Genomic DNA, 26,938 nt, shown 5'->3' with positions numbered 1-26,938 from the left:
ACTAGCAAACTCTTTCGCATGACCACAGCCGTGCCAGACACGATCTGGTTCACCCGGTGTCCGGTGCCCACCGCGACCGGTGTCGCCGCCGACCGGGGCTGGCTCACCGAGGAGTTCGCACCCGACGGGATCGGCGTCCGGTCCCTGCAGGACGCCGAAGCCGACGTCTCCGCCGACCACCACTTCACCCACGAGCTGACCGGCCTGTTCCGCGAGGGCGGGAACGTCCCCGCGCTCTGGGCCCGCTCACGCGGCGAGGCCACCCGGCTCGTCGGCCTGACCTGGATCGAGGAGCGCCAGGTCATCCTGGCCCGTGACGGCAGTGGCCTGGAGAGCCCGGAGCAGCTCAAGGGGCTACGTCTGGCCGTCCCCCGGCACCACCTCGCCATCGACTTCTGGCGGGCCATGGCGCTGCAGGGTTTCCGGGGTGCGCTCTCCCTTGCCGGACTCGGCCTGGGCGACGCGGACCTGGTGGACGTCGAGGCCACCCCGGGTCACGGGCAGTGGGAGGCCGAACTGGCGGCCCTGGCCCGCGGCAAGGTCGACGCGGTCTATGTCAAGGGCGCGCTCGCCGTCGAGGCGGCCCTGCGCCACAGCGCCGAGGTGGCGGTCGACCTCGACGCCGTTCCCGACCGGCGAGCACGGATCAACAACGGGACGCCGCGCCCCATCACCGTCCACCAGCGGCTACTCGACGAGCGCCCCGACCTGGTCACCCGGTTCCTCGCGGTGCTGCTGCGGGCGGCCGACTGGGCGGCGGACCACCCGGCCGACGTCGCCAGGATCCTGGGCGCCGAGACCGGCGCGGGCTCGGCGGGAGTGGCCGGCGCCTACCACTCGGGAGCCTCCCTGCACCTCGACCTGTCCGCGGAACGCCTGGAGTTGCTCGCCGAGCAGGAGCGGTTCCTGCGCGGCCACGGCTTCCTGGAGTCGGCGGTGGACGTCGCCTCCTGGGCCGACCACACCCCCCTCGCCAATGCCCGAACCCACGGAGAATCCCATGCGTAGACTCCCCCTGGCCGCCGTACTGCCCCTCGCCCTGCTGGTCGCGTGCGGCTCCACTCCCTCGGCGGACACCTCGGCCGCCGCGCCGGACGCCAAGGCCGAGCCGGTGGTGGTGCGGATCTCCGATCCGGGCAACAGCGGCTTCCTGGCGGTCGCGAAGAAGGACGGAAGCCTCGACGCCGCCCTGGCCAAGGCGAACGCGAAGGTCCAGTGGGCCGGCGACTTCTCCGTCTTCGCTCCGGCGGCGCAGGCCATCAACGCCGGGTCGCTCGACATCGCCGTCGGCTCGATCACCGCGGGTGTCACGGCGCTGGCCGTCAAGCCCAGCTTCAAGATCTTCGCCACCGTCCCGCCGGACCTCGCGGGCGAGGGGATCGTGGTCAAGAAGGACTCCCCGATCAAGTCCGTGGCCGACCTCGCCGGGCACAGCGTGGCGGTCGGCCACGGCGGCACCAGCGAATACCTGCTCCTCAAGGCACTGCAGACGTTCAACGTGCCGGTCGAGAAGGTCAAGCGGGTCTACCTGGCCCCTCCGCAGACGGCACCGGTCTTCGGCTCCGGCAAGGTGGACGCCTGGTCGACCTTCTCCACCTTCCTCGTCCCGGCCGTGACCAGCCTGGACGCCCGCATCCTGGCCGACGGGGAGGAGATCGGGTCGGACAACTACGTCATCTACGCCGCCTCCAACACCCTGATCGACGAGCACCCCGAGGTACTGAAGGCGCTGTACGCGTTCATCGAGGAGGGCACCGTCAAGGAGAACGCCGCCCCGGCTGCCTACCTAAACGTCTTCACCTCCACCGGACCGCAGGCCGTGGCCGGTGTCCAGAAGGACCTGGTGGTCCAGATCCAGAAGCAGGGCAAGCCCGCCCAGCCGGTAACCGCCGCCGAGATCGCCAAGTACCAGGAGGTCGCCAAGTTCTTCTTCGACCAGAAGGTCCTCACCGCGCCGCTGGACGTCTCCCAGTACGTCGTCGACATCACCGCGCTGCCGGACGCGGCCTCATGACGACATCGGCCACGTCCGTCGGGCGGGAGACGGCGGGGCTCGTCCCGCCGGATCCGCCCAGGAACGCCCGCCGCCATCCGGCGGCGAGCCTGACCCTGCGCGCCCTCGGCCCGGTCCTGCTCGTCGGACTTTGGTACGCGGGAACCGCGTCGGGGATGATCACCCCTGACGTGCTGGCCGGTCCGCAGGAGGTGGTCGGCACCTTCGGTGAGCTGTGGGCCGACGGGCAGATGCAGGAGGCGCTGGGCGTCTCGCTCACCCGCGCGGGTCTCGGCCTGCTGCTCGGCGCCTCCGCCGGACTGGTCATCGGGGTGCTGTCCGGGCTGAGCAGGCTCGGCGAGGAGCTTCTCGACTCCTCCATGCAGGCGCTGCGTGCCATCCCGTTCCTGGCGCTGACCTCGCTGTTCATGGTCTGGTTCGGGATCGAGGAGACCTCCAAGATCCTGCTGATCAGTGTGGCCTGCACCTTCCCGATGTACATCAACGTCTCCAGCGGGGTGCGCAACGTCGACCGCAAGGTGGTGGAGGCCGCCCGCTCGTTCGGGCTCGGCCGCCTCGCTCTCGTCAGGGAGGTGGTACTGCCGGGCGCGCTGCCCTCGATCTTCGCCGGACTACGGCTGTCGACCACGCTCAGCGTGATCGCGCTGATCGCCGCCGAGGAGATCAACGTCACTGCCGGTCTGGGATACCTGATGGCCAGGGCCACCGACTACCTGCGCACCGACATCCTCGCCCTGTGCGTCATCCTCTACGCGCTGATCGGACTGACCGCCGACGTCGTCCTCCGACTGGCCGAGCGATTCACCATGCCGTGGCGGAAGGCGGTGGCGGCCCGATGAGCCTGGCCGTACAGACCACGGGCCTGCGCAAGGTCTTCGGCGACCGCGCCGTGCTGGACGGGATCGACCTGCGGGTGCGGCGCGGTGAGTTCCTCGCGCTGCTCGGTGCCAGCGGTACCGGCAAGACGACGCTGCTGCGGATCCTCGCCGGACTGGACGCCGCCACGAGCGGGAGCGTACTGGTCCCGCCGGTGCGGACCGTCGTCTTCCAGGAGCCTCGGCTCATCCCCTCCAAGCGCGCGCTGGCGAACGTAATCCTCGGGCAGGGCCGCGGCGCCCGCGCCAAGGGCCTGGAGGCGCTCGCCGAGGTGGGCCTGAGCAGCCACGCCGACGCCTGGCCCGCGACGCTGTCCGGCGGTGAGGCGCAGCGGGTCGCGCTGGCCCGTGCCCTGGTCCGCGGGCCCGAACTGCTGCTGCTCGACGAGCCGTTCGCCGCGCTCGACGCGCTGACCAGGCTGCACATGCAGGACCTGATCACCGAACTGTGCGCCAGGCATCGCCCCGCCGTGGTCCTGGTCACCCACGACGTCGAGGAGGCCATCCTGCTCGCCGACCGGATCGCCGTGCTCCGCGAAAGCGCGTTCGTCACCGACCTGACCGTCGAACTGGACCGCCCCCGCGACCGGGCGGACGGCGACTTCGTGGCGCTCCGCCGCCGCCTGCTCGCCGACCTCGGGGTCTCCGCCAAGGAACCCGGGCCCGTGAGGGTGGCACGGTGAGCACGGAGGCGACCGCGCTGAGCCGGATCGTTGCGAACGAGCCCGTGCTGACCGGCCTGTCCGGCTTCCTGAAGGAGACCAGGCAGGAGTTCACCCTCCCAGCGCGGCCCTTTCCCATCTCCACCGAACCTCTAGGAAAGATCTGACATGGCTGTCCCACCGATTCCGGCCGGCCCCCGAGAGCATTCCCGCGCGGCACGACGCCCCGGCACAATGGCATGGGCACACGACGTCTCCTCGGACACGGTGTCACAGCCGCACGACGTTCCGCTCGGCACGGTGGCGTGATGGCCAGGTTCAACGTCACGCTGCCCACCCGGGGCGCCGCCCGTACCGTGCTGCCCGGCTTCATCACCGACGTACGGCCCGCCCGCTCGGATCCGGCGGGACCGGCGGGTAGGGCCGCCGAGCTGGCGGGATTCTCCGGCGCGCTGGTGCCCTTCGATCCCGAGGGGCGGGAGTCGCTGGTACTGGCCGCCGGGGTGCTGCGCGACTCACGCCACCTGCGGGTGATCGCGGAGTTCCACCCGGGGATCGCCACCCCGGTCTACCTGGCCAAGCTCTCGGCCTCGCTGCGGCGCTTCTCCGCCGACCGGCTCGGCTGGTGGCTCGCGGCGGCCCTCGATCCCGCGGTGGCCAGGGCCCAGGGGGACTTTCTCACCGGAGCCGACCGGTACGCGCGGGCCGAGGAGTTCCTCACCGTCGCCAAAGGCGTCTATCGGGGAGACTTCGAGTACCGGGGCCGCTTCTATCAGGTGGCCGGGGGCGGCTTCGCGCCCCCGCTCTCCGGGCGGGCCTTCCCCACCGTCTATCTCGGCGGCACCTCGCAGGAGGCGCTTGACCTCTCCGCCCGCCACGCCGACGTACACGTCTTCTCACCCCAGGACGATCTGGAGGCGCTGACCGCGCGGCTGCCCGGCGTGGCGTACGGCCTGCGGCTGCCGGTGCTGGCCCGCGAGGACGACGACGAGGCGCTGGCCGCCGCTCGCCGTACCGGCTTCACCGGGCTGACCGGCGGCTACGCCACCGTCGCCGCCGCGATCGGGGAGTACGCCGACCGGGGCGTCTCGGAGTTCTTCCTTGAGGCCGGACGGCAGCCTGAGGAGACCTACCGGCTGGGCGAGCACCTGCTTCCGCTGCTGAAGGAGAACACCCGTGTCGGTTGACATCTACTGGCGCATCCACATGGAGGGCGACCAGCCCTCGCTGCGCCGCAGGGGCGGCAGCCGCGGCGGCTTCGCCGACCTGCCGGGCGCCCTCGCGCCGGGATTCAGGGACGGTGCCCCCGACGGCTACAGTCATGCCGACTACATGGCCGAGGTGGTCAGGGCGGCCGAGGACTCCGGCTTCGTCGGCGGACTGTTGCCGTCCTTCCCGCACACCGACGACCCGTGGGCCGCGGCGGCCACCCTTGCCAGGGAGACCCGCTCCTACCGGTTCATGATCGCCTTCCAGCCGGGATTCCTGCATCCGGTGCAGGCGGCCCGGATGACCGCCACTCTGCAGCGGGCCACCGGCGGGCGGGTGGTCTACAACGTCATCTCCGGCGGCGGTGGACCCGCACAGCTCTGGTGGGGCGACCGGATCGACCACGACGACCGCTACGCGCGCACCTCGGAGTTCCTCGACGTGCTCAAGGGCGTGTGGCACGGCTCCCACACCCACCACGGCCGCTTCTACCGGGTGGAGAACGCGGGCCTGCCCGAGGAACTGGCCGGGCAGCCGTTCCCGGAGATCTTCTTCTCCGGCTCCTCCCCCGCCGCGATCGCCGCCGCCGGGCGGCACGCCGACTACTACCTGTCCTGGCTGGAGCCGTACCCCGCGCTGGCGGAGAAGTTCGACCTGGTCCGTGCGCACAGCGACACCCCGCCGAAGTTCGCGGTCCGGGTGGACGTGCTCGCCCGCGAGACCGAGGAGGAGGCGTGGGACGAGCTCCGCCGTGGCTGGGCAGCCAGGGTGCCCCGCGACTCCGGCGGGGAGGCCTGCTCCGGCGACTCGGTCGGCGTGCGGCGCAGCCGGTCCTTCCTCACCTCGGCCGGTGAGGACCTCCGTGACCTGGAGGTCTCGCCAGGCGTCTGGGGCGGGTTCGGCGAGTTGCGCGAAGGCCCCGCCTTCGGCCTGGTCGGCGACTACCACCAGGTCGCCGAACGGCTCGACGAACTGATCGGGCTCGGCGTGGACGCCCTCATCCTCGCCGGAGTCCCGCACCTGGAAGAGGCACACCGGGTGGGCACACACGTACTCCCCCTGTTGAAAGGACGGTCCTGATGACCACCCGAGTCGGATATTTCCCCCAGAACAACTCGCTCTGGGTGCTACGTCACCGGGGACTCCCCGACGTGGAGTGGGTGAACCTGTGCTCCCTGCCGACCGGCGAGCGGGTCGACCCCACCAGGGCGCTGCCGTCGGTGCACAGCGACCATCTGTTCGACGGCGGCTACGACTTCATCGGCACCGGCGCCACGCCCCCGGTGACCGCCCAGGCCAAGGGGCACGACGTCGTCTACGTCGCGATCTCCGAACCCCGGATCGAGAACGGCCGCCTGGTCGTCCTCGACGACTCGCCGATCCGGAACCTGGAAGACCTGAAGGGCAAGCGCGTCGCCCTCGGGCACGGCTCGTGGCAGACCACGCTGCTGCTGCTCGCTCTGGAGCGGGTCGGCCTCGGCTGGAGTGACATCGTCCCGGTCGACGCCTATGGCAACGCCGCCGAGCTGTTCCTGTCCGGCGAGGTCGACGCGTGGGTCGGCTCCTACCCCTACCTCACCGGGGTCGAGCAGCGGGCGGCCGTCCGGGAACTGGTCGCCACCGACGGCCTGTTCAGCCACCGCTCCCTGTGGTTCACCCGCCGCGACTTCGCCCTCGAACAGCCCGAGGAACTGGCCAGGATCGTCTCCGCGCTCCAGGAGTCCGACGAGTGGACACGGCGAAACCCCCGCGCGGCGGCGGAGCTGTTCGCCAAGGACGACGGCGGCGACCTGGACGCCTGGGAGCACGCACTGCGCACCCGCCCGTGGGGCCTGCACCCGATCAGTGAGGAGTTCGTCGCCGAGCAGCAGCACGTGGCCGACCTCTTCCACGCCAACGGGCTGATCGAGAAGAGGATCACCGTCACCGACGCGGTACTCCCCGAACTCGGCAAGCTGGTCACGGGCTGACCTCTCACTGTGATCCCGCGGCTCCGGGCATCGGGAGGGCCGCCCCGCCTCCGCATTTTTACCCCATGATGCAGCGATGGTTACATCTATTTGCAACCATCGCTGCATCATGAGTGTAATCTTTGCTGCATGAGAAGAGATCGGGCGCTCAGGACGGTGGGTGAGCTGACTGCTGATCAGTGGGGTCTGGTGACAGCGGCCCAGGCCAAAACCGCAGGTCTCAGCGCTGTGGATCTACTGCGACTGGTTGACGCCGGTTTCCTGGAAAGCGTCGGCCACGGCGTCTACCTCATCACGAGTGCGGTGCAGCCTGAACATCTGGACATCAAGGTCGCCTGGCTGCGACTTGAACCCAGGCAGCCGGCATGGCGACGCCACAGCATTGAGACGTACGGGGGAGTGATCTCCCACGGCTCGGCCTGCGAGCTCCATCAGCTCGGGGATCTCCCGACGTCGATGGTGGAGATCTCGGCACCTCGCCGCCGCACCACCCGCGAACAGGGAGTACGCATACATCGCGCCGATTTCGAACCGGCCGATGTCGTACTGGTCGACGGACTGCCGGTCACCACGGCCGAGCGAACCGTGGTCGACCTACTGACCGCACATGTGGATGGCGCGCATATCGGCGGAGTGATCGCCGACGCCGATCGGCGCGGCCTGACAAACCGTGACTCTCTCGCTCGACGGGTTGACCGGTTCACGGCCTCCTATGGGCTACCTCGCTCCGCCTCGGGACGGCAACTGCTGGAATACCTGGTGGAACAGTCCGGTACGGAGATGCCCATCGAGGAAGCCGCGCGACTTAGGCAAGAGGGTGTCGCTCAAGGTTTCATCTCCGCACTCGCACTGCTTTCTGAAAATGAAAACGAGCGAGCGGACCGGATCTCCACTGAACGCCCCAACCTCCAACTCTCCAAAATACAGGCTCAAGCGATCTCATCACTGGCCGAACAAATAGCCAAGAGTGGCGCTCTTGATTCGATCAGATCAGCATCCCGAGAATCGCTAAAACAGATCTCCACCGACATCCACAACACCCTGTTCTCCGGCCTGCAAGCTCAACTGATCTCATCACTGACCGAACGAATAGCGCGCGATGCCGGATCACCAAAAATAGACAATCATCAGATTTCCAAAACTTCCCGAACCGCCGCTTGCCGCTCTCCCGCCACAAAAACGAAGGCAGGCAGTTCTAACCGTTTTAAACAAAGATCGACTACGGGCAGCAGCGACGACTCACCTTCCGGAGATGCCCAGTGAGTGATCTCTACACCACCCCCCGAGCCGTTGAGATGGCTATGAAAAAACGCCTAGGAGCTCTTGCTAAGCAGCATGGACTCAACCCCTCCCTGGTCTTCCGTAGCTTCTACTTCAGTCGCTTGGCTGCACGAGTATTTCGTCACGACCCCGACGGATGGCTGCTCAAAGGAGGCCAATCCCTCCTGCTGCGTTATCCGATCCAGGCCCGACTGAGTCGGGACATCGATCTGCAACGCCTCACAGCTTCGAGCGCACAAGAAGCGCTCAGGGCATTACTCGATGCCGCCGCACTCGACCTGGGGGACTTTTTCGTTTTCAGCCCCACCAGCACGATTGAACATTCCGATGAAACAGGTGGAGCAAAACAAACCTTCACCGTTACCTTGGGAACGCGCACGCTGGACACGATCAAGGTTGATCTTGTTGTCGGCCGATATCCTACCGACACCCCCGAGACCGTAAGCCTCGCATCAAGCGCTCTCATGCCATGGCCGGACGATTGGCCGCTCGTGCAGTTGTATCCGCTCGCCGATCACGTTGCGGATAAAATCTGCGCCATGTACGAGCGTCACCAGGGCGTCGCGTCCAGTCGTTTCCGCGACCTCGCGGACCTGCTGTTGATCAGCCAACGGGAAGGTCTGCACGGAGCCGCCGTACAAATCGCACTGAAGAGCGAAGTCCATCGCCGCACCGGGATGGGAACGGATTTGACGTTGCCGGATCGATTTACCGTACCCGATTCCTCCTGGATCAAGGGCTATCCCACCGCCGCGGCCGAGGTCGTTGGACTCAGGGGGTGCCTTTCCTTGGTTGATGCTCAGGTAGCCGCAGACAGGTTCATCACTCCCATACTTGCCGGCACGTCCGTGGGGCGGTGGAATCCTCGTTCGGCAGTATGGTCGATGGCTGATTGAGTGGTGTTTCAAGCGCAAGCCGACCTGGCGGCAAGGCCGGGCAGTGCCATCTCCCAGATCTGCAAGCCGAAGTACGCAGAGGGCAGCCGATTCCGCCACCATCAAAGGAGCCGGTCACTCCTGTGGGACACCACCGCGCGTACCCCGGCAGGCGTCGAGCCCGCGCAGTCGACGGCGTGGGACGGGTCGGACTCCACGTAGGAGATTCCCCAGGCGGCCCAGACCGTCTTGCCGATTCCGCCCCTTACCGGGATCACACCCCACCGGTCGGCCAGCACCTCCACGATCGCGAGCCCTCGGCCGTGCGAGGCATCCTCGCCCAGGCTGAGCTTGCGGGGCCGCTCGGAGCCGTGATCGGTGACCCGTACGCAGACTCCCTGGGCCGTGCTCCACAGCGACAGCCGGATCGGCTCCTCTCCGTACACCGTGGCGTTCGCCACCAGCTCGCCGACCACCAGGACCGCGTCGTCGACGAACTCCGGCGGCAGGTCCCAACGGGTGAAGACGTCACGCGTCATCCGGCGGGCCTCGGCGACGGTCGCCGGGTCACGGGGAATGTCCCAGCAGACGGTCCAGAGTCCGTCAGGGGTGCCTGCGACCATCAGATCTCCTTGCCCGTACCGGTGGGTTTCCGCTTTGGTCTCTTCCGCCTCGCGCATCAGCGCACACAACTCCTCGGCCGTGCCCGCCTGCACGACCAGCGGCTCGCCTCCCACCGCGATCGCGTAGAACCGGCGCCCGCCCACCCCGTACATGACCAGCCAGCCGGTCTCGGCCCGATCCAGCTGGTCCGCGACCTCCCGCTGCTCGCGGTCCCACCGCCGTGGACCGCGCTGGTCGACGGGCTCGCCCCGCCGATGCCGCCCGCTCACGCCGCTCTTCCCTGCCGCAGCATGCCCGGGTACGGCCTCCGCCCGCTCCCGGTGACCTCGTCCGGTGGTCGTCCTCGCCCGTACGGCGCGAACGCCCCCGCGCCCACCGGCTCCACGGGCCGGGCGTGACGTCCGTGACCGGGAAACGGCCGCACCTCCCTCACCGGGCGTACCTCCGCCGAGGCGGACAGGCGCCCCGCGAACCCCAGCCGCCACCACTCCGCCAGCCGCGCCCGGAACTGCGCGGGAGTCGGCCGCTCGTAGGCGTGCGCCTGCCGGTGCGGCAGGCATCGGTCGTCGTGCGCGTACGGCGAATGCCCACACCACCGACACCCCAGCGGCGCGGGCGGCCGGTCACCACTGAAACGCATCCGGATGACCTTGATCGCTCTTGTAAAGTCGACCATGGGATCGGACCTCCTACGTCCGGTTCAAGAGGCCGTCACGGTGTTGCCTCACCGTGGCGGCCTCGCCTATTGGCATCGGTTCAGTGGAGACGAGACGGGATGCGACCATCGCAACCGCTTGGGCCGGATAGATAGACCAGGATCACCGATGTCACCGCCCTTCTCATTCCACATCGATCACATCAGACATTCCTTCTGTCGATCCAGATCTGACATGCAATCCGTGCCCGAACTAGCGATCCGCAAGTAGCATTAAATATGCTAATCGCCGATATAACACTAATTCGGACACGTTTCCACAGGCTCCGGGGCAAGCAACTACCACTGTCGCAATGCGACCACTTTCCCGCCTCAAGCCCACTAGCATGCTGGCAGAGCAAAGTATAAATCGCAACGCACAAGTGATTGTGCGGTAAATTGTCCACTTTGACCGGAGGTCATAGCGGACAATTCCCAGGGAGGTCTCAGCATGGCGAACAGCCCTACGGTCAAGCGACGGAGGCTTTCTCAGGCATTCCGCCAACTCCGCCAGGAAGCCGGCCTCTCGGTGACCGAGGCCGCCAGGAGGCTGGAGTGGGAGCCGTCGAAGATATCGAGGATGGAGCGCAACGAGTGGAAGCTTCCCAGCGTCCATGACATACGCCTGATGCTCGACTTCTATGGGGTCACCGACAAAGACCATCGCGAGGCGATGATCACTCTCGCCAGGGAGTCACGTCAGCGCGGCTGGTGGGAGAAGTACCAGGACGTCTTCCGTGGCAGCTTGCCCGACTTCGAAGCAGGCGCCAGTGCCATCCGTACCTGGGAAGTCATTCTTGTCCCAGGCCTGCTTCAGACAGAGGGATACGCCAAGGCAGTGTGGCAAGCCGGTCGAGTTCTGAACGAGGGTCTCATAGAGCGCCATGTGCAGGCGAGGCTTGCGCGTCAGGAAATTCTCACCAGAGAGAATCCACCGACCCTGTTGGCGCTGATCGACGAAGCCGCGTTGCGAAAGTCCATTGGTGGGGCAGAGGTGATGCGTGAGCAGATTCGCCATCTCATCGACATGGCTACCAAACCAAACATCACCATCCAGATAGTTCCCGACTCTGCTGGCGCTCACCACGCCCTGGAAGGGGCGTTCGTCATCCTGGACTTCCTTGACGACCCGAGCCTCATCTACACAGTGACCACGACGGAAAGCCTCTGGCTTGAGCAGCAGGAGGACTACCAGAGATATAGCCTTATTTTCAGTCATGTGATGACATTGGCTCTATCGCCAGAGGAATCAGTTCGACACATGGCGACACTTGTTTAGGACATCGAGAGATAGGCGAAATCCGGTGGACCGAAACACTCAAGATCTCACCTGGCGCAAGAGCACCCTCAGCGGGGCCAACAACGACAACTGCGTCGAAGTAGCCGACCTACCCGGCGGCAACCGGGCAGTACGAGACAGCAAGGACCCCAACGGGCCGATACTGAACTTCACTCCCGCAGAGTGGCAGTCATTCACCAACAACATCAAAAACAACAAGTTCGACTAGCCAAACCAGCCGACTCAACAGGCGGCTAATCCCATGAAGCATCACAAGGGATAGGCGAAACAGTGGACCAGACCCGTCCGAATCTCACCTGGCGCAAGAGCACCCTCAGCGGAACCAACAACGACAACTGCGTCGAAGTAGCCAACCTCCCCGGCGGCAACCGAGCCGTACGAGACAGCAAGGACCCCAAAGGCCCCATGCTCAACTTCACGCACACCGAATGGCGGGCGTTCATCACCAACGTCAAAAACGGCCGGTTCGACTGACCTAAACAAGCAGCAGAGCCGGTTCGCCATCCGGAAATACCCGTGGATCAAAACAAGGAACAAGAAAAACCCGGGGCCGGAGAACTCGGAATCTCCCCTGGCATAGGAGCACTTTCAGTTGGGCCAACACCGATGACCGCGTCGAGGCCGCCAACCTATCCGGCGGCCTGACGGCCACCTGCGTGATCCGATCACGAGCGACGGATATCGACAGCGGGCGACCCTGCCCATTCAACTCCGGCTTGGCGCCGAGCCTCCCACCGCTGCCCGGCCCGGACTTCCACCGGCGAGCGACAACGAGCTCATGAGAACCAAGGTGAGCCGTTATGTCAAGGCTTCATCTCCTGCTCTGCCAGGCGTACGAAAAAAGCTCAACGAGTTGACGACCGCCGCATCGGGCGAATCTGCCGTGTCGCCTCCGGCAGACGATCAACCGGCACAAATAATGATATTCTCTCCCACCCATAAATCGATGGGATCGCCGGCGTGGACTTTTGGCCCGGACCGGATATTCGGGAATTTATTTTCGCTCTGGACTTCGGCCGGCCGGCGAGGGACCATCCTTTTCGAAACCTCGGGCGCAGGACGGCGATGACGGAATCAAAAGGACCACTCCGAGAAAACGTCGCGTTCCCGCTCTCGGCATGGTCCATCGATGTTCGCCAGTAATGCCACGGAGCGATCGCGCCTTGTCCACCCGCCCGCCGTCACCGAGCGGTCCCGAACCCGTCGTGACGGCGGATCGTCGAAAGGAGATCCACCTTGTCCGACCGAGCCTTCACCGCCGACCGACGGCCTTTCACCCGATTAGCCTCCGCGGTGACCACCGTGACGCTGGTCCTGGCCTCCTGCGTGACAGGGCTCCTGACCGCGTCTCCCGCCCACGCCGCCTATCCAGGCGCCAACGGCAAGATCTACTTTCTGTACAACGAGGACATCTACGGTGTCGACGCCGACGGCACCAACCCCGTCCAGCTCACCGACACCCCCGCGGCCGAGCGCGAACTGAGCGTGTCCGCCGACGGCCTCAAGATAGTCTTCTTACGCTGCTCGAGCACTTCGGCTGACGTGTACTCGATGAACGCCGACGGCACCGGCGTCACCCAGCTCACCACCGGCTCCAGTGCCACCTGCATGGGGCTCGACATCTCCCCTGACGGCACCAAGATCGCGTACACCTTCAACGGCGGGATCAAGGTGATCAACGCCGACGGCACCAACCCTGTGACACTGATCACGGGCAACGCCTACTTCCCGGACTACTCCCCCGACGGCACCAAGATCGCCTACGGGCTTACCAAAGACATTTACACCATTAACACGGACGGCACCGGACAGAACAAGCTCACCGTGAACCCACCTACCTGGAGCGACACCTCCAGCCATCCGGAGTGGTCCCCAGACGGCACGAAGATCGTCTACATGCATTCCCAGCCAGGTCCTCCGCCGCTCATCTACGTCATGAACGCCGCCGACGGCAGCAACAAGACTTGGATCTCCGCCGGAACACTTAGGGCGGTATGGTCCCCGGACGGCACCCAAATCCTTTGTCAAGGCAACCGCTTGATCACCATGAGCCCTGATGGATCAAACAGTGCCACACTGGCACCCCCTACGGGCAGTCGGCTCGGCGACTGGGCGGCCGCCACCTCCCCCTCGACGCCCAGTCCCTGATCGACTCCCCCGGGCCTGTGAGAACACCGACCGGCGTTCAATTCCCACTCTGACGACGCCGACCTTCCTTGCAGGTGACCTCATCACCATGCGCGGTGCCCCGGTCGGGGGCATCGCGCCTCATGGTGATCAGCGTCATCCGTTGACTTCCGAGTTCGCGTCCGCCACCAAAGACCCACAGCGATGACCTCATCTCGCTGCCAAAACGTGAAAGCCTCTCTAAGATCAAAGCCAGACAAAGGCGGAAGAGTCTGGAGAAACCGTGGATGATCAGGCTGGGCCGGCCGGGATTGACCCGAACGTGCCCAATGTCGCCCGGATGTACGATTACTACCTGGACGGCAAGGACAACTTCGCCTCCGATCGGGCCGCGGCCGAGCAGATTCTGAAGATCTTCCCCGAGACACGCGACTCCGCGAAGGAGAACCGGGCGTTCCTCGCCCGTGCCGTACGTCTCCTGGTCGAGGCGGGCGTCCGGCAGATCGTGGACCTGGGCTCCGGGCTTCCCACCCGGGGCAACACGCACGAGATCGCGCACGAGATCGCACCCGACACCCGCGTGGTCTATGTGGACTACGACAGCGTCGTGTGCGCGCACAGCCGGGCGATCCTGGGCAACGGCGACAACGTCACCGTCGTGGAAGCCGACGTTCGTGACCCGAAGACGCTGCTGGCCGAGTTGCGCGAGCACGTCGACTTCGACCAGCCCGTGGCGTTCCTGCTGCTCGCCATCCTGCACTTCATCCCGGACGAGAGCCCCGACGGCGCGGGGGCCTACCAGATCGTCGAGCGGTTGCACGAGGTGAGCGCGCCGGGCAGCCATCTCGTCGTCAGTCACGGCACCGACGCCAAGCCCGACACCACGCCGGAGGCCCTGGAGGTCTACAACCGGGCCACCGCGGCGCTGAGCCTGCGCACGCACGCGGAGATCTCCCGCTTCTTCGACGGTTACGAGCTGCTCGAACCCGGCCTGGTGTTCCCCAGGGAATGGCGCCCGGTCGACGAGCCCCTGTTCAATGCTCGGAGCACCGCGATCGGCTACGTCGGAGTGGGTCGCAAGCCCTGACGCGCCTCGGCGCCGGGAGGGAGTGGCGGGTCGCCCCGACGTTCCCGCTCGGCGCCGTACGAGCCGCTCGTACGGCTCCGAGCGGGTGAAGGCAGGTCAGCGGCGCGGGTTCCAGCTCTTGGTGTCGATGTCCAGGCCGAGACGGCGGGCGATGTCGTCCCACTTCACGTACTTGAAGTTGGTGTTCTCCCGCACCTCGCCCTCCGAGTCCGACGTTTCGGGGGTGTTGGTGCCGTCGTGCGTGACGAACAGGCCCTTGGGGAACCCGCGGCCGAGAGGCACGTTGATCACCATCGCCCCGTCGCTGCCCTGCACACCGTCGATGCGACCGCGTCCGCCGACCTGGAAGGAGCCGAGGTAGGCGTTCCTTCCGCCGCGGTCGTAGACGGCGAAGGTGTTGTCTCCCTGGCTGGAGGCGATCAGGTAACCCTCGCCGCCCTTGCCGTGGTAGACGGTCAGGCCCTCGGCGTCCGCGGTCAGGTTGCGACCGCCGTACCCCGGGTCGGCCCCGGGTACGCACTCGTCGGCGTCGGCGTCGTAGGTGGCGGGTACGCCGTACTCCCGGACGCGGTCGACCAGCACCGGTGAGCCGGTGAGATCACCGTTCACGCGCCAGATGCCGACGTCCTCCTGTGCCGCGTAGAGCGTGCCGGTCCTGGCGTCGACGACCATGCCCTCGATCTGCGGACCCACGCCCGGCTCGTCGCAGGGAGTCCAGCTCCGACCGTTCGGGAGGGTGAAGCGCGACGGCAGGTCGATGGTCCTGATCTTCGTGTAGCCGACCTTGCCGCCCGGGGCGTCGGTGAGCTTCAGCAGCGCGAGCCGCGTCGTGTGCCGACGGCTGACCAGGACGTAGGTGCCCGAGTCCCGCTTCCAGGTCGCGAGGCCGTACACGGTCTCGGCGTCGTTCACCTCCGCCTGGGTCGTGTTGAAGACGAACGGGGCGGCGGGGTCGGTGACGTCGGTGAGCACCCGCCGGTCCCGTCCGGTCTTCGCGGGATCGATCCGGTAGACGCGCAGCTTGTCCGCGCCGCGGTCGGAGGCGACGAAGATGTCCGACCGTCCCGCCGCGGAGGCGTGACCGTAGACGACGTCCACGTTGTTCAACCGGCCCGGTTCGTCGTCCCGGCCGGGCGCGGCCGGCGCGGGCAGGTGCTGGAGCTGCCTGCCGTTCAGGTCGTAGACGTAGAGCCCGCCCTCCTTCGCGGTGGCGGCGATCACGCTCGCCGCCGGGGAGGTGGGGTGGACCCAGATCGCCGGGTCGTCACCGTTGGCGTTGCCTCCGGCCTCGTCGTCGAAGAGGGCCGGGGTCTCGACCCTGGGGTCGACGGTGGGCAGGTCCTTCGCCGTCGCCGGTAGGGCCACGGTACCGAGCAGGCAGACCGTCAACGCTGTGGATGCCAGTGTGCTCAAGGGACGCATTGACTTCTCCTGGGAAAGGGGGGTGTCGCGACCTCGATCCTGTGCAGGGAAGCGGAACGAACGATGAACCGGACCGAAATTTCCGCTCAAATCAGGATGCCGTTCGCACTTGCCGACAAACTTCGATCTCAGCTTTAAACTCGCTCGGAGTGGGTCGAAAATACTCCCGACCCGCGCGATGTGACGGGTGACGGGATGACCGTCGCGCCCGTTCGGCCACCGGAGACCCACAACGGCGACGGGCGCGCGTTCCAGCCGTCTTCCGCCCCGGACGACCCGCCGCCGTTCCCGCTAGGCCACCGCGCTCTGGCGGCGATACCGGCCGGGCGCCACGCCGAGCTCCCGCTTGAAGGCGTTGCCGAAGGCGAACTCCGACCCGTACCCCACCCGCTCGGCCACCTCCGCCACCGACGCGTCGGAGTCACGCAGCATGCGGGCCGCGCTCATCAGCCGCCACCAGGTCAGGTACGCCAGCGGCGGCTGCCCGACCAGTCCCGTGAAGCGGCGGGCGAAGCCGGCGCGCGACAGGCCCGCGTGAGCGCCGAGGGACTCGACCGTCCAGCGGCGGGCGGGGTCGCGGTGGATGGCGTCGAGCGCGCGGCCGACGGCCGGGTCCGCCAGCGCGGCGGCCCAGCCGGACAGGGTGCAGGGCTCGTCCTGCGTCTCGAAGTAGGCCCGCAGGACGTACAGCTGCAACATGTCGAGCAGGGACGACACGACGGTGTCCGTGCCCGGGCGAGGGTTGTCGATCTCGCCGGCCAGCAACTCGACGGCGGCCCGCAGCTCCGGATGGCTGCCGAGCGTCGAGGGCAGATGGATCACGCCGGGCAGCGAACCCAGGATCGGGTGGGTCCTGTCGAGGTCGAGCAGGTAACCGCAGGACAGAATGACCGTCTCGGCGCCCGCCCCGCCGAACCCTGCCGAGGCGAACAGCTCGGAGTGCACGCCACAGTCGGACTCGACCAGCGGCCTCGCGGGATCGTCGGCCAACCCGAACGAGTCGCCGTGCGGCAGGAACACCAGGTCGCCCACGCTCAGCGGAACGGGCTCGCCCTCCTCGGGGAGCAGCCAGCAGGATCCGCGCAGCACCACCTGGAACCCCGCGGAACCGGGCGACGCGCGGAACGACACCCCCCAGGGCGCACGCCAGGAGACACGGGCGGAGGTGGGGCGTCCACACCGGATGAAGGCCGCGACGTCGCTCAGCATATCCACGCGGCCAGTCTACGCCCTGAGACGATGGCTTATAAATATTGGACAGCTGCGCATTCATTATCTCAGCCGGCCTCCCTACGGTGGTTTTCACAACCGAGCGAGGGAGCATCGACATGCTGAAGGTGGGCATCATCCTGGGCAGCACCCGCCCTGGCAGAAACGGCGAGGCGGTGGCGCACTGGGTCCGCGATCTGGCGGCCAAGCGGGGCGACGCCGAGTACGAACTCGTCGACCTGAAAGACTACGAACTGGGAAATCTGGACGAGCCCGAGCACCCCGCCATGGGCAACTACCAGCACGAGCACACCAAGCGCTGGTCGGCCAAGATCTCATCCCTGGACGCGTTCGTGATCGTGACTCCCGAGTACAACAACTCGTTTCCCGGCGGGCTCAAGAACGCCCTCGACTTCCTGTACACCGAATGGAGCAACAAGGCGGCCGGTTTCGTCGGCTACGGCGTGGACGGCGCGCCCCGGGCGATCGCGCACCTACGGCACGTGCTGGGCCTGCTCAGTGTGGCCACCGTGTCGAACCAGGTCGGGCTGTCGATCCACACCGACTTCGTGGACGGCTTCAATCCCGCCTCCGTCCACGAGGACCGGCTGAACGTCGTCCTCGACCAGGTCCTCGCCTGGGGCTCCGCCCTGCGCCCGCTGAGAGGATGAACCGGGACGTCGCCGTCCACGTCTCTCCCGGCTCAGCGGGCCCGCTCAGCCGGCGGAGGTGAGCAGCGGCAGTTTGCGTACGCCGGTCATGTTGGGGCTGGGGATGAACTGCGGCGGCTCGTCCGGGTCGGTGCGCAGGTGCGGGAAGCGGTCGAGCAGGATGTCGAGCGCGACGCGGCCCTCCAGGCGGGCCAGCGGGGCGCCGAGACAGAAGTGGATGCCCCTGCCGAAACCGAGGTGGGGGTTGGGATCGCGGGTCGGGTCGAAGACGTCGGGGTCGGCGAACTGCCTGGGGTCGCGGTTGGCCGCCGCGATCCACACCATGAGCATCTGGTCGGCGGGCACCTGCTGCCCGCCGAGCTCGACGTCGACGTTGGTGACCCGGGCAAGGGCCGCGAACGGACTGAAGAAGCGCAGGGACTCCTCGATCACGGCGGGGATCGTCGAGCGGTCCGCACGGGCACGGGCGAACCGCTCGGGCTGTTCGTCCAGGCAGAGCACCGTGTTGCCCAGCAGCATGGTGGTGGTGATGTGCCCGGCTATCAGCAGGATGTTGGCGAAGTTCACCACCTCGGCCTGGCTGAGCCGCTCACCGTCCACCTCGGCCTCGACGAGCTGGGTGAGCAGGTCGGCGCGTGGGTGGCGCCTGCGCTCGGCGGCGTGTTCGCCTAGGTAGTCGGTGAGGTGCTTCATCTGCTCCATCGCGACCGCGAGGTTGCGTTCCTGCTCCTCGCTGCGGTTGACCAGGGAGAACCGCTGGGAGTTCTCGAAGATTCTGTCGACCCACTGCTTGAACACGTAGCGGTCGGAGCTGGGCACCCCGAGCAGTTCCGCGATGACGATGACCGGCAGCGGGTAGGCGAGGTCGGACACCAGCTCCAGCCGGTCCTGCTCGGCCACCGCGTCGAGCAGCTCATTGGTGAGCGTGGCGATGCGCGGTTCGAGGTCGGCGACGATCTTGGGGGTGAAGGCGTGGCTGACGAGCTTGCGAAGCTTGCCGTGCATGGGCGGGTCCAGCTGTGTCAGGCTGCGCTCGGCGGGCCTGGCGATCTCGGGCACCATGCGGCTGGTGTCGGAGGAGAAGGTCTTCGGGTCGCCGAGAATCCGCAGCGCCTCGGGGTAGCCGTAGACGTTCCACATCCCGGTGTCGGCGTCGAAGCTCACCGGCTGGTCGGGCCGCTTTCCGCGTAGCCAGAAGTGCCCCTCGTGCAGGCCCCATGTGTCGGCGATGGTGGTCATGGCGTGCCTTTCCGCTCAGGACGGGTCCGGGATCAGCCGGGCTCGTGCGTTCTCTCGTACGCGTGGAACCAGGTGCGGTGGGTCGGACCGACGCGCTTACCTTCCGGTGCTCGAAGGTCGGTCTTCGAAAATCTCACGGGAAGACACTCAGGGGAGGGTCTCCAGCCGGATATCAGGGATGTCGTAGTACAGATATGGCGCTGAAGTGATGATGCGCCGGCCTCCGCGCCCTCCGGCCAGGATCATTGGGTCACACTCCGGCACCCAAGACGCGGGATCACGCCGAGAGCGTCATGTTCACCGTGAGGAGTTCTACGGGAGTACGGGGACCGACTCGACGAGGGTGACGAGGCCGCGTTCGTCGAGGAGGTCGACGGGGCGGACCGTCTCGTTGAGCAGGACGTAGTGGAAGGCCGCCCCCACCTGGTCCAGCGGGACGGCGGCCAGGTGGGACCAGGCCAGCCGGTAGGCGGCGAGCTGCACGGAGGCGGCGGCCTCGGCCTTCCTCCCGTTCGGGCGGCGGCCGGTCTTCCAGTCGACGACCTCGTAGCGGCCTTCCGAGACCTGGAAGACCGCGTCCATCCGGCCCCTGACCACCCGGTCGGCGATCACGGTCTCGAAGGGGACCTCGACGTCGAGCGGCTCCCTGCCCGCCCACTCGCTCTCCTCGAAGCGTTCGCGCAGCTGGTCGAGGTGGGCGTCGGTCTCCTCGAAGTCGTCGGACGCGCCGGGCAGCTCGAACTCGTCCATCAGCCGCTGCTGCCCCCAGCGCCCCTCAAGCCAGCGGTGGAAGGAGGTGCCCCGTCGAGCCAGCGGCGCCGGTTTCTTCGGCACCGGGCGGCGGATCTGCCTGGCGAGCGCCTTGGGGTCGGAGGCGAGGGTGACGAGGGAGGAGACGGTGAGGTGGGTCGGCAGCTCCACCCGGCCCCTGCCGCGCCGCCGCTTCAGCTCCTGTTCCCTGAGCAGGAGCTCGATGTCGCGTTCCCACGCCTTCGCCCGTTCCCTGTCCCACCCTCGCAGCTCTGCCGCGGGGGCCGGCCGCCGCTCCGACAACTCACCGGGCTCGGCCTCGAACCCGGCCCAGGGCCCGGAGTCGGCTGCGGGTTCCGCAGCCGCCGTCCCCGGCTCGGACACCGCACTCGCCCCGGAGACCGGCTCGGACACCGTTTCCGCCCCGGGAGCCGTCCCCGACTCGGGTACGGCTCCCGAACCGGTCGATTCGTCCCGCTGGACGGGGGGTGCTCCAAGGTCGGCATCGGCAGGGAACGGCGCCTCAGGGTCCTCGGGGAAGGACCCGTCCCACGGGTCCTCGGGGAAGGGCACGTCCGTCTCGTCCGGGAAGACCCCTCCTTGTGAGGCCTCGGACAGCGGGGCCTCGGGAAAGGGGACGTCCTCGTACGCGGGCGCGGAAACGCCCTCGGTCGCGGGAGCGGGAACGGAGGCGGCCCCGCCCGCGAGGGCCGCGAGGGCGGCCTCCACCATGGTGGCGCCGTCGAGAACGGCGGCGTAGCGGGCGTCGTCCGGCTCGATCGGCCACCGGGCCTCGGCGGGCTCGTCGAGGAGCGGGTTGGTGGCGCCCTCTTCCATCTCCGGCGCCCAGGAGACCACCCTGCCGCAGGTCTCGCGGATCTCCAGCAGGAAGTCCGAAGGGTCCAGCGGCCTGGCCGCGGTGCCCCAGCGGTAGCCGGAGGCGATCAGCAGGTAGTGGGCGCGGGTGACGGCGACGTACGCCAGGCGGCGCTCCTCGAGCAGGTCGCGGTCGCGGCAGCGCTCGTCGAAGTCGGCCAGCTCCTCCTTCGCGAGCCCGGCGAGTCCCGGCAGGTCGGAGGCGTCCCCGCGCAGCTGGTAGGGCAGCTTGCGCGGGTTCTCCGTCCACCTCGTGCTGGTCGTGGAGCGGGCGGGGAACACGGTGCCGACGGTGAGCGTCCCGGTCTTCGACAGCGCCTGGGAGAGACCGGGCACCACCACGACCGGCCATTCCAGGCCCTTGGAGGCGTGGACCGTCATCAGCTTCACGCTGTTGCTCTCGCCCACCCGCCCGGCGTCCAGGCCGTTCTCCTCCTCGTCGGCCGCCTTCAGGAACGCCAGGAACGCGCCCAGCGTGGGGTCCTCGGAGTCTCCGGCGAACCGGGCGGCGGCGTCCAGGAAGGCGTCGAGGTCGGCGCGGGCGGCGAAGGGGCCGACAGCCGTCCCCCTCGCCGCCACCTCGATGTCCAGGCCGAGGGTGCGCTCGATCTCCAGGATCAGGTCGGGCAGCGGCTGGCCGGTGTGGGCGCGCAGGACGCGCAACTCCTGGGCCATCGCGACCAGCCTCACCGCGGCCAGGGGGGAGAACAGTTCCTGCCACTCGGGGCGGTCGGGCAGTTCGTCGAGGGCGTCGACCAGGCTGCCGCGCTCCTCGGCCATGTCGGCCACGACCTGGTCCAGCGGGTCGGCCACCGGTGAGGAGCCCTCGCGGGTCTCCCGGTTCAGCTCGCGGGCCCGCTCGCCGAGCTCCTTGAGGTCTGCGGGTCCGATCCGCCAGCGAGGGCCGGACAGCAACCTCACCAGGGCGTCCCCCGCGCTCGGGTCGTAGATCACGCGCAGGGTGGAGACGATGTCGGCGATCTCCGGCACGAGCAGCAGCCCGCCCAGGCCGACGACCTCGACCGGGATGCCGCGCTCCTCCAGGGCCTTGCGGAGCGCGGGGAACTGCGAGCGTTTGCGCGCCAGGACCGCCACGTCGTGCGGCTGGAGCGCCTGCGGCCCGCCCCACATGCTCTGCTTCGCCTTCTTACGCTCGCCTTCGCCCCACGGCATGCCGTCGGGCGCGCTCTCGACGCCCAGCACCTTCGCGACCTCCAGAGCGACCCAGCGCGCCTCGTCGTCCGCGGTCTCGTGGAAGGCGCACATCACCCGGCCGCGCTCGACCCGGTTCTTACCGGGCACCAGGACCGGCACCTCCCTCGCCTCCATCCGGAGCGGCAGCTGGATCCGGGCGGCGACGTCGAGCACGGCGTCGCCGTTGCGGAAGCTGACCGAGAGGCGGTTGACGGGCGCGAGTTCCCCCGAGGCGGTCCTGAAGTCGCGCGGGAACCGGGTGAGGTTGCCCGCCGAGGCGCCGCGCCAGCCGTAGATGGACTGGCAGGGGTCGCCCACCGCCGTCACCGGGTGGCCGCCGCCGAACAGGGCACGCAGCAGGACGAGCTGGGCGTGGCTGGTGTCCTGGTACTCATCGAGCAGGACCACGGCGAACCGCCCGCGCTCGATCACGCCGACGTCGGCGTGCCGGTCGGCGATCCTGGCGGCCAGCGCCATCTGGTCGCCGTGGTCGACCACCTCCCGGCCGCGCTTGAGGCGGTTGTACGCCTCGACAAGCGGCAGCAGCTGCTCCCTGGCCCGCTGGGTGAGCAGCGGCCTGCGCTGGTCCTTGGTCGGGGTGCCGGGCAGCGCGGCGAGCCGCTGGGCGAGCTTGGTGCCGACGTCGCGTACGTCCTGCGGGGTGCGCAGGTGTTCGGCGAGCTCACCGGCGAGTTCGAGCACCGCCCGGGTGACGGTCGCCGGGCTCCACTCGACCTGCTCCATCGGTCCGTCGTACGAGCTCACCACCCGGCTGGCGAGCTGCCAGGAGACGGCTGGGGAGACCAGGCGCATCGTCGGCTCCAGCGCCTCGCGCAGGGCGTGCTCGGTGACCAGGCGGGCCGCGTAGGCGTGGTACGTCGAGATGGTCGGCTCGCCCTCCAGCAGTTCCGCCGGCACCTGCCCGACCTCGACGAGACCGTTGAGCCGCTCGCGCACCCGCGCGGCCAGCTCGGCGGCGGCCTTCCTGGTGAAGGTGAGGCCGAGCACCTGCTCGGGGCGGAGCAGCCCGTTGGCGACCAGCCAGACGACGCGCCCGGCCATGGTCTCGCTCTTGCCGGATCCGGCCCCGGCCATCACGACCATCGGTTCGAGGCCGGCCTCGATCACGGCGGCCTGTTCGGGGGTCGGCGGCAGGATGCCCAGCTTGGCGGCGAGCTGGACCGGGCTCAGCACACCTGGTCTCCGTTCTTGCTGACCGGGCAGCTCGACCGTACGGCGCAGGTGCGGCAGCCGTCGTTCACCTTGGCCTGGAAGAACGGCCCCGACATGCCGACGGCGACGGTGCCGACCATGTCCTTGGCCCAGTTCGGGTCGGGGTCGTCCCCGAGGGGAGGCTGCGACTGCTCCTTGGCGGCCTTCTTGCCCGCCGCGTCGCCCACCTGGACCAGTGCCGCGCCGCCCGGCTCGGTCAGGCCGTGCCGCTGGAAGGCGCCGAGCAGCGCGGCGAGCTGGTAGACGCCGAGCTGGGGGTGGCGTTCGAGCTCGCCGTCCTTGGCGCCGGTCTTACCGGTCTTGATGTCGATGATCACGGCCCGGCCCTCGCCGTCGCGCTCGACCCGGTCGACCCGGCCCTTGATCTGCACGCCCTCGGAGACCATCGCCGTGAACGCCTCCTCCAGGCCGACCAGCTCCCTGGGGTTCTCCTCGTGCCAGCGGACGAACTTGGAGATCATCTCCTCGGCGACCGCGCGTTGCTTGCGGTTGTACCAGACGCCGCCGAAGTCGAGTTCGTGCCAGACGTCGTCCAGGCGCTTGCCGAGGGTCTCCTCGGTGGGCATGCCCGTCGCGGCGAGGACGGCGAGCGCGTGCACGACCGTGCCCAGGCCGCGGGCCACGTCGGTGCCGCCCGCGCCCACGGAGGTCTCCAGCAGCCAGCGCAGGCCGCACTTGCTGAAGCTCTCCACCGCCGAGGGCGAGACGCGCACGATGTCGTCGGGCCAGCTGAGCGGGCGGTCGTCGGAGATGGGGGTGAGGGCGTACCACTCGTTGGGGTGGGCGCCGGGCACCCCCGAGGCGGCGAGCCTCGCCAGGTGCTCGGCCGCGGACCTGCGCAGCGGCTCGGGCCTGGTGGAGTCGGCGACCGCCGAACGCAGGTCGGCCACGAGCGCGGGCATGCTGAGCCAGCGGGAACGCTCGTCGACGCCCGCGTCCTCGGTCGAACCGGGGACGAGTTCGGTGAGGAAGCGGGAGGGCCGTTCCTCGGTGTCGTCGCCGCCCACGGCGGTGACGATGAGCCTCTTTCTCGCCCTGGTCGCGGCCACGTAGAACAGGCGGCGCTCCTCGGCCAGCAGCTGGGAGGCGAGGGCGGCGGAGACGGCCGCGGGGTTCTCGTGCTCGGAGCCCTCGGCTCTGGCGACCATGTCGTCGGTGCTCAGGATGGACCCGCGCAGCCTCAGGTCGGGCCAGGCGCCCTCCTGGACCCCGGCGACGACCACCACGTCCCATTCCAGGCCCTTGGAGCGGTGCGCGGTGAGGATGCGGACCGTGTCGCCGTCGGGGGCGCGCTCGGCGAGCGAGTCACCGGGGATCTCCTGGGCGACCAGGTCCTCGACGAACACGTCCACCCCGGCGTGCGGGAGCCGGTCGACGAACCTGGCCGTGTGGTCGAACAGCGCCACGACGGCGTCGAGGTCGCGGTCGGCCATGAGGCCCCGCACGCCGCCCCTGAGGCTGACGTCGGTCCACTTCCTGGCCAGTCCGGTGGCCTGCCAGACGGCCCACAGCACGTCCTCGGCGGTGCCGCCCTTCCTCACCGCCTCGGTGGCGGCGGAGATGAGACCGGCGAGCCGTTCGGCGGGCTGCGCGATGTGCGGCTCCACCCTCACCAGCTCCCGCGCGTCCTTCAGCGCCGCGACCATCAGCTCGCCGGACGAACGCGGACCGTGGGTCTCGCGGGCCGCCATCTCGTCCGCGTCGTACGCGCCGACGCGGGCCGGCGCCTCGTCCACACCGTGTTCGCCGAGGCCGGTCTCCGGCTCGTCCGTGACGTCACCGACGCGGGTCGGCGCCTCGTCCGCGCCATGGTCGCCGATGCGGGGCGGCGCCTTGTCCGCATCGTGCTCGCCGGGATCGGCCGGCGTCTCACCCATGTCGCGCTCTTCGGAACCGGCCGGCGTCTCACCCTCGTCGTGCCCGCCAGGGCCGGCCGACCTCTCGTCCACGTCGCGCTCTCCGGAACCGGCCGGCCTCTCGTCCACGGTGTGCTCGCCGGGATCGGCCCGCGTCTCGTCCACGGTGTGCTCGCCGATGCCGGTGAGCGCCTCGTTCTCGGCGATCCGCAGCGCGCGGCGCAGGCGGCGCACCCCGATCATGTCGGTGCCGCCGAGTGCCCCGGTCAGCAGCTCCTCGGCCACCCCCTCGTCCAGGGTCTCCGGGTGCAGTGCCACCTGGATGAGCCTGATCAGCGGCCGTACGCCCGGCTCCTGGAACAGCGGCACCTCGCCGCCGCCGACCACCACGGGCACCCCGGCGCTGACCAGCGCCCGGCGCAGCAGCGGCACCTGACGGGTCGCCGAGCGCACCAGCACGGCCATCCGTGACCAGGGGACACCGTCGAGCAGGTGCGCCCTGCGGAGGGTGTCGGCCACGATCGCCGCCTCCTGAGGTCCCCCGTCGGCCACCAGCACCCGTACGTCGCCGGGCTCGGCGTCCGGCAGGGCTCGCAGGTCGCGGTGGGCGGCGGCGCCGGGGGGAGCGGGCAGGCGGGCGGTGACGCGGCGGGTCGCCCTCAGGAGTTCGCGACCGCTGCGGCGGCAGACGCGCAGCGCGATGACGGGGGCCTTCGCGCCGTTCGCGTCGCGGAACCTGTCGGGGAAGTTCATGATCCCGCGGACGTCGGCGCCACGGAAGCCGTAGATCGACTGGTCGGGGTCGCCGACCGCGACCAGGTCGCGGCCCTCCCCCGCCAGCTGCCGCAGCAGGAACTCCTGTGCGGGGTCGGTGTCCTGGTACTCGTCGACGAAGACGGCGTCGTACGCCGACCGTTCGCGAGCGCGCACCTCGGGGTCGGAGAGCAGCGCGCCCGCCGCGCGGATCAGCTCCGCGTAGTCGAGCACCGGTTCCAGGTCGAGGTCGAACCTGGCCTGGTAGCGGTCGGCGAACCCTCCCGCGGCCACCCAGTCGGCGCGGCCGTGGCGGCGGCCCAGCTCTCTCAGCTCGGGTCCGTCGAGACCGCGCTCGGCGGCGCGGGCGAGGAAGTCGCGGAGCTCCTGGGCGAAGCCGCGCGTCTTGAGCGCCTCGTGCATGTCGTGGGGCCAGTGCGTGGCGCCGTCCTCCAGCTCGCCGTGGAGCAGGCGGCGGATCTCCAGGAGCTGCTCGGGGCCGGTGAGCAGGCGCGGTGGCAGCCCTCCGGCGAGCACGGCCTCGCGGCGCAGCAGCGCGTAGGCGTAGCTGTGGAAGGTGAGGGCGAGGGGGGTGCGGGTGGTGCGGCGCATCCGGGAGGTGATGCGCTCGCGCAGCTCTTCCGCGGCCTTGCGGCTGAAGGTGAGGACGAGCACCCGCTCGGGGTCGACGCCCCGGCGCTCGATCCTGTCGACGACGGTCTCGACGATCGTGGTGGTCTTGCCGGTGCCCGGCCCCGCGAGCACGAGAAGCGGGCCGCTCTCATGGGCCACCACCGCCCGCTGGTGCTCGTCGAGCACAGGGGCAACAGCCCTCCCCGCGCCCTCACGGCGTATCAGCCGCCAGTCCTGACCACTCACAACTCGCCATTCCACCAGATCCCGGACGATGATCGTGCCGAGTCGGTGGGTACGGCATGGCGGATTCTTCACCGGATGGGGCGGGCCGCGAGCGGTTTTCCGGAAAACCGGCGGGCGGAGCACCGCGCGGACCTGGGC

At 68.7% G+C, this 26,938-nt stretch carries 23 protein-coding genes; 16 read left to right on the top strand and 7 right to left on the bottom strand.

Translation table 11 applies throughout. The annotated features are described in order from the left end of the window. Positions 1-18 precede the first annotated feature (18 nt). The 10 genes from AB0B96_RS15685 to AB0B96_RS15640 all read left to right on the top strand — a co-directional run bounded on the left by AB0B96_RS15685 (position 19) and on the right by AB0B96_RS15640 (position 8,907). Positions 19-1,008, top strand: coding sequence for an ABC transporter substrate-binding protein (locus AB0B96_RS15685; RefSeq protein WP_362899155.1), 990 nt, complete (start codon positions 19-21; stop codon positions 1,006-1,008). Beyond that, a complete protein-coding gene (locus tag AB0B96_RS15680) occupies positions 1,001-2,014 on the top strand; it encodes an ABC transporter substrate-binding protein (RefSeq protein WP_362899153.1) in 1,014 nt (337 codons plus the stop codon). The genes AB0B96_RS15685 and AB0B96_RS15680 overlap by 8 nt, the downstream gene beginning before the upstream one ends. Next, complete coding sequence (locus tag AB0B96_RS15675; protein WP_362899151.1) at positions 2,011-2,853, top strand: ABC transporter permease; 843 nt, start codon at positions 2,011-2,013, stop codon at positions 2,851-2,853. The genes AB0B96_RS15680 and AB0B96_RS15675 overlap by 4 nt, the downstream gene beginning before the upstream one ends. Then, positions 2,850-3,572 carry an ABC transporter ATP-binding protein gene (locus AB0B96_RS15670; RefSeq protein ID WP_362899149.1) on the top strand — a complete coding sequence of 241 codons (723 nt, stop codon included), beginning with the start codon at positions 2,850-2,852 and terminating at the stop codon, positions 3,570-3,572. Before AB0B96_RS15675 ends, AB0B96_RS15670 begins: the two co-directional genes overlap by 4 nt. Then, entirely contained in the window at positions 3,569-3,718 is a 150-nt protein-coding gene (locus AB0B96_RS15665; RefSeq protein ID WP_362899147.1) for a hypothetical protein, read from the top strand. The genes AB0B96_RS15670 and AB0B96_RS15665 overlap by 4 nt, the downstream gene beginning before the upstream one ends. A 141-nt stretch (positions 3,719-3,859) precedes the next feature. After that, the gene (locus tag AB0B96_RS15660) at positions 3,860-4,738 is read left to right on the top strand and encodes an LLM class flavin-dependent oxidoreductase (protein ID WP_362899145.1); all 879 of its coding nucleotides are present in this window, start codon (positions 3,860-3,862) and stop codon (positions 4,736-4,738) included. Next, a complete protein-coding gene (locus tag AB0B96_RS15655) occupies positions 4,728-5,840 on the top strand; it encodes an LLM class flavin-dependent oxidoreductase (protein ID WP_362899143.1) in 1,113 nt (370 codons plus the stop codon). The genes AB0B96_RS15660 and AB0B96_RS15655 overlap by 11 nt, the downstream gene beginning before the upstream one ends. Beyond that, a complete protein-coding gene (locus AB0B96_RS15650; protein ID WP_362899141.1) occupies positions 5,840-6,730 on the top strand; it encodes an ABC transporter substrate-binding protein in 891 nt (296 codons plus the stop codon). The genes AB0B96_RS15655 and AB0B96_RS15650 overlap by 1 nt, the downstream gene beginning before the upstream one ends. A gap of 129 nt (positions 6,731-6,859) precedes the next feature. After that, complete coding sequence (locus AB0B96_RS15645) at positions 6,860-7,993, top strand: type IV toxin-antitoxin system AbiEi family antitoxin domain-containing protein (RefSeq protein ID WP_362899139.1); 1,134 nt, start codon at positions 6,860-6,862, stop codon at positions 7,991-7,993. Continuing rightward, positions 7,990-8,907, top strand: coding sequence for a nucleotidyl transferase AbiEii/AbiGii toxin family protein (locus AB0B96_RS15640; protein WP_362899137.1), 918 nt, complete (start codon positions 7,990-7,992; stop codon positions 8,905-8,907). The genes AB0B96_RS15645 and AB0B96_RS15640 overlap by 4 nt, the downstream gene beginning before the upstream one ends. A gap of 101 nt (positions 8,908-9,008) precedes the next feature. Here AB0B96_RS15640 and AB0B96_RS15635 read toward each other — a convergent pair whose 3' ends face one another. Then, entirely contained in the window at positions 9,009-9,779 is a 771-nt protein-coding gene (locus AB0B96_RS15635) for an ATP-binding protein (protein WP_362899134.1), read from the bottom strand. After that, positions 9,776-10,186: a hypothetical protein gene (locus AB0B96_RS15630; protein WP_362899132.1), complete on the bottom strand. Its 411-nt coding sequence runs from the start codon at positions 10,184-10,186 to the stop codon at positions 9,776-9,778. The genes AB0B96_RS15635 and AB0B96_RS15630 overlap by 4 nt, the downstream gene beginning before the upstream one ends. Positions 10,187-10,655: 469 nt before the next feature. Between AB0B96_RS15630 and AB0B96_RS15625 the strand changes: the two genes are divergently transcribed. From AB0B96_RS15625 to AB0B96_RS15605, 5 genes are all read left to right on the top strand, one after another. Further along, the gene (locus AB0B96_RS15625) at positions 10,656-11,483 is read left to right on the top strand and encodes a helix-turn-helix transcriptional regulator (protein ID WP_362899130.1); all 828 of its coding nucleotides are present in this window, start codon (positions 10,656-10,658) and stop codon (positions 11,481-11,483) included. 25 nt (positions 11,484-11,508) lie between these two features. Beyond that, complete coding sequence (locus AB0B96_RS15620; protein ID WP_362899128.1) at positions 11,509-11,712, top strand: DUF397 domain-containing protein; 204 nt, start codon at positions 11,509-11,511, stop codon at positions 11,710-11,712. Between the two features lie 62 nt (positions 11,713-11,774). Further along, entirely contained in the window at positions 11,775-11,978 is a 204-nt protein-coding gene (locus tag AB0B96_RS15615; RefSeq protein ID WP_362899126.1) for a DUF397 domain-containing protein, read from the top strand. A gap of 762 nt (positions 11,979-12,740) precedes the next feature. Beyond that, entirely contained in the window at positions 12,741-13,652 is a 912-nt protein-coding gene (locus AB0B96_RS15610) for a hypothetical protein (protein WP_362899124.1), read from the top strand. Positions 13,653-13,914: 262 nt separating this feature from the next. Beyond that, a complete protein-coding gene (locus tag AB0B96_RS15605) occupies positions 13,915-14,718 on the top strand; it encodes an SAM-dependent methyltransferase (protein ID WP_362899122.1) in 804 nt (267 codons plus the stop codon). A 96-nt stretch (positions 14,719-14,814) separates the two neighbouring features. On the opposite strand, the gene AB0B96_RS15600 is transcribed toward AB0B96_RS15605, so the two are convergent. Together AB0B96_RS15600 and AB0B96_RS15595 are read right to left on the bottom strand one after the other, a co-directional pair. Then, a complete protein-coding gene (locus AB0B96_RS15600; RefSeq protein WP_362899120.1) occupies positions 14,815-16,140 on the bottom strand; it encodes a phytase in 1,326 nt (441 codons plus the stop codon). Positions 16,141-16,431: 291 nt separating this feature from the next. Next, on the bottom strand, positions 16,432-17,349 hold the full coding sequence (locus AB0B96_RS15595; RefSeq protein ID WP_362899202.1) for an AraC family transcriptional regulator: 918 nt from the start codon (positions 17,347-17,349) through the stop codon (positions 16,432-16,434). A 119-nt stretch (positions 17,350-17,468) separates the two neighbouring features. Between AB0B96_RS15595 and AB0B96_RS15590 the strand changes: the two genes are divergently transcribed. After that, a complete protein-coding gene (locus AB0B96_RS15590) occupies positions 17,469-18,020 on the top strand; it encodes an NAD(P)H-dependent oxidoreductase (protein WP_362899118.1) in 552 nt (183 codons plus the stop codon). Between the two features lie 45 nt (positions 18,021-18,065). Here the strand turns inward: AB0B96_RS15590 and AB0B96_RS15585 are convergent, their stop codons facing one another. From AB0B96_RS15585 to AB0B96_RS15575, 3 genes are all read right to left on the bottom strand, one after another. After that, positions 18,066-19,259, bottom strand: coding sequence for a cytochrome P450 (locus tag AB0B96_RS15585; RefSeq protein ID WP_362899116.1), 1,194 nt, complete (start codon positions 19,257-19,259; stop codon positions 18,066-18,068). Positions 19,260-19,571: 312 nt separating this feature from the next. Next, positions 19,572-23,273, bottom strand: coding sequence for a UvrD-helicase domain-containing protein (locus AB0B96_RS15580; RefSeq protein WP_362899114.1), 3,702 nt, complete (start codon positions 23,271-23,273; stop codon positions 19,572-19,574). Next, the gene (locus AB0B96_RS15575) at positions 23,267-26,740 is read right to left on the bottom strand and encodes a UvrD-helicase domain-containing protein (RefSeq protein ID WP_362899112.1); all 3,474 of its coding nucleotides are present in this window, start codon (positions 26,738-26,740) and stop codon (positions 23,267-23,269) included. Before AB0B96_RS15575 ends, AB0B96_RS15580 begins: the two co-directional genes overlap by 7 nt. Positions 26,741-26,938 lie beyond the last annotated feature (198 nt).

Source organism: Streptosporangium sp. NPDC049046 (genome assembly GCF_040649155.1).
Lineage (GTDB): Bacteria > Actinomycetota > Actinomycetes > Streptosporangiales > Streptosporangiaceae > Streptosporangium.
This window is presented reverse-complemented; position numbering and strand designations above follow the sequence as displayed.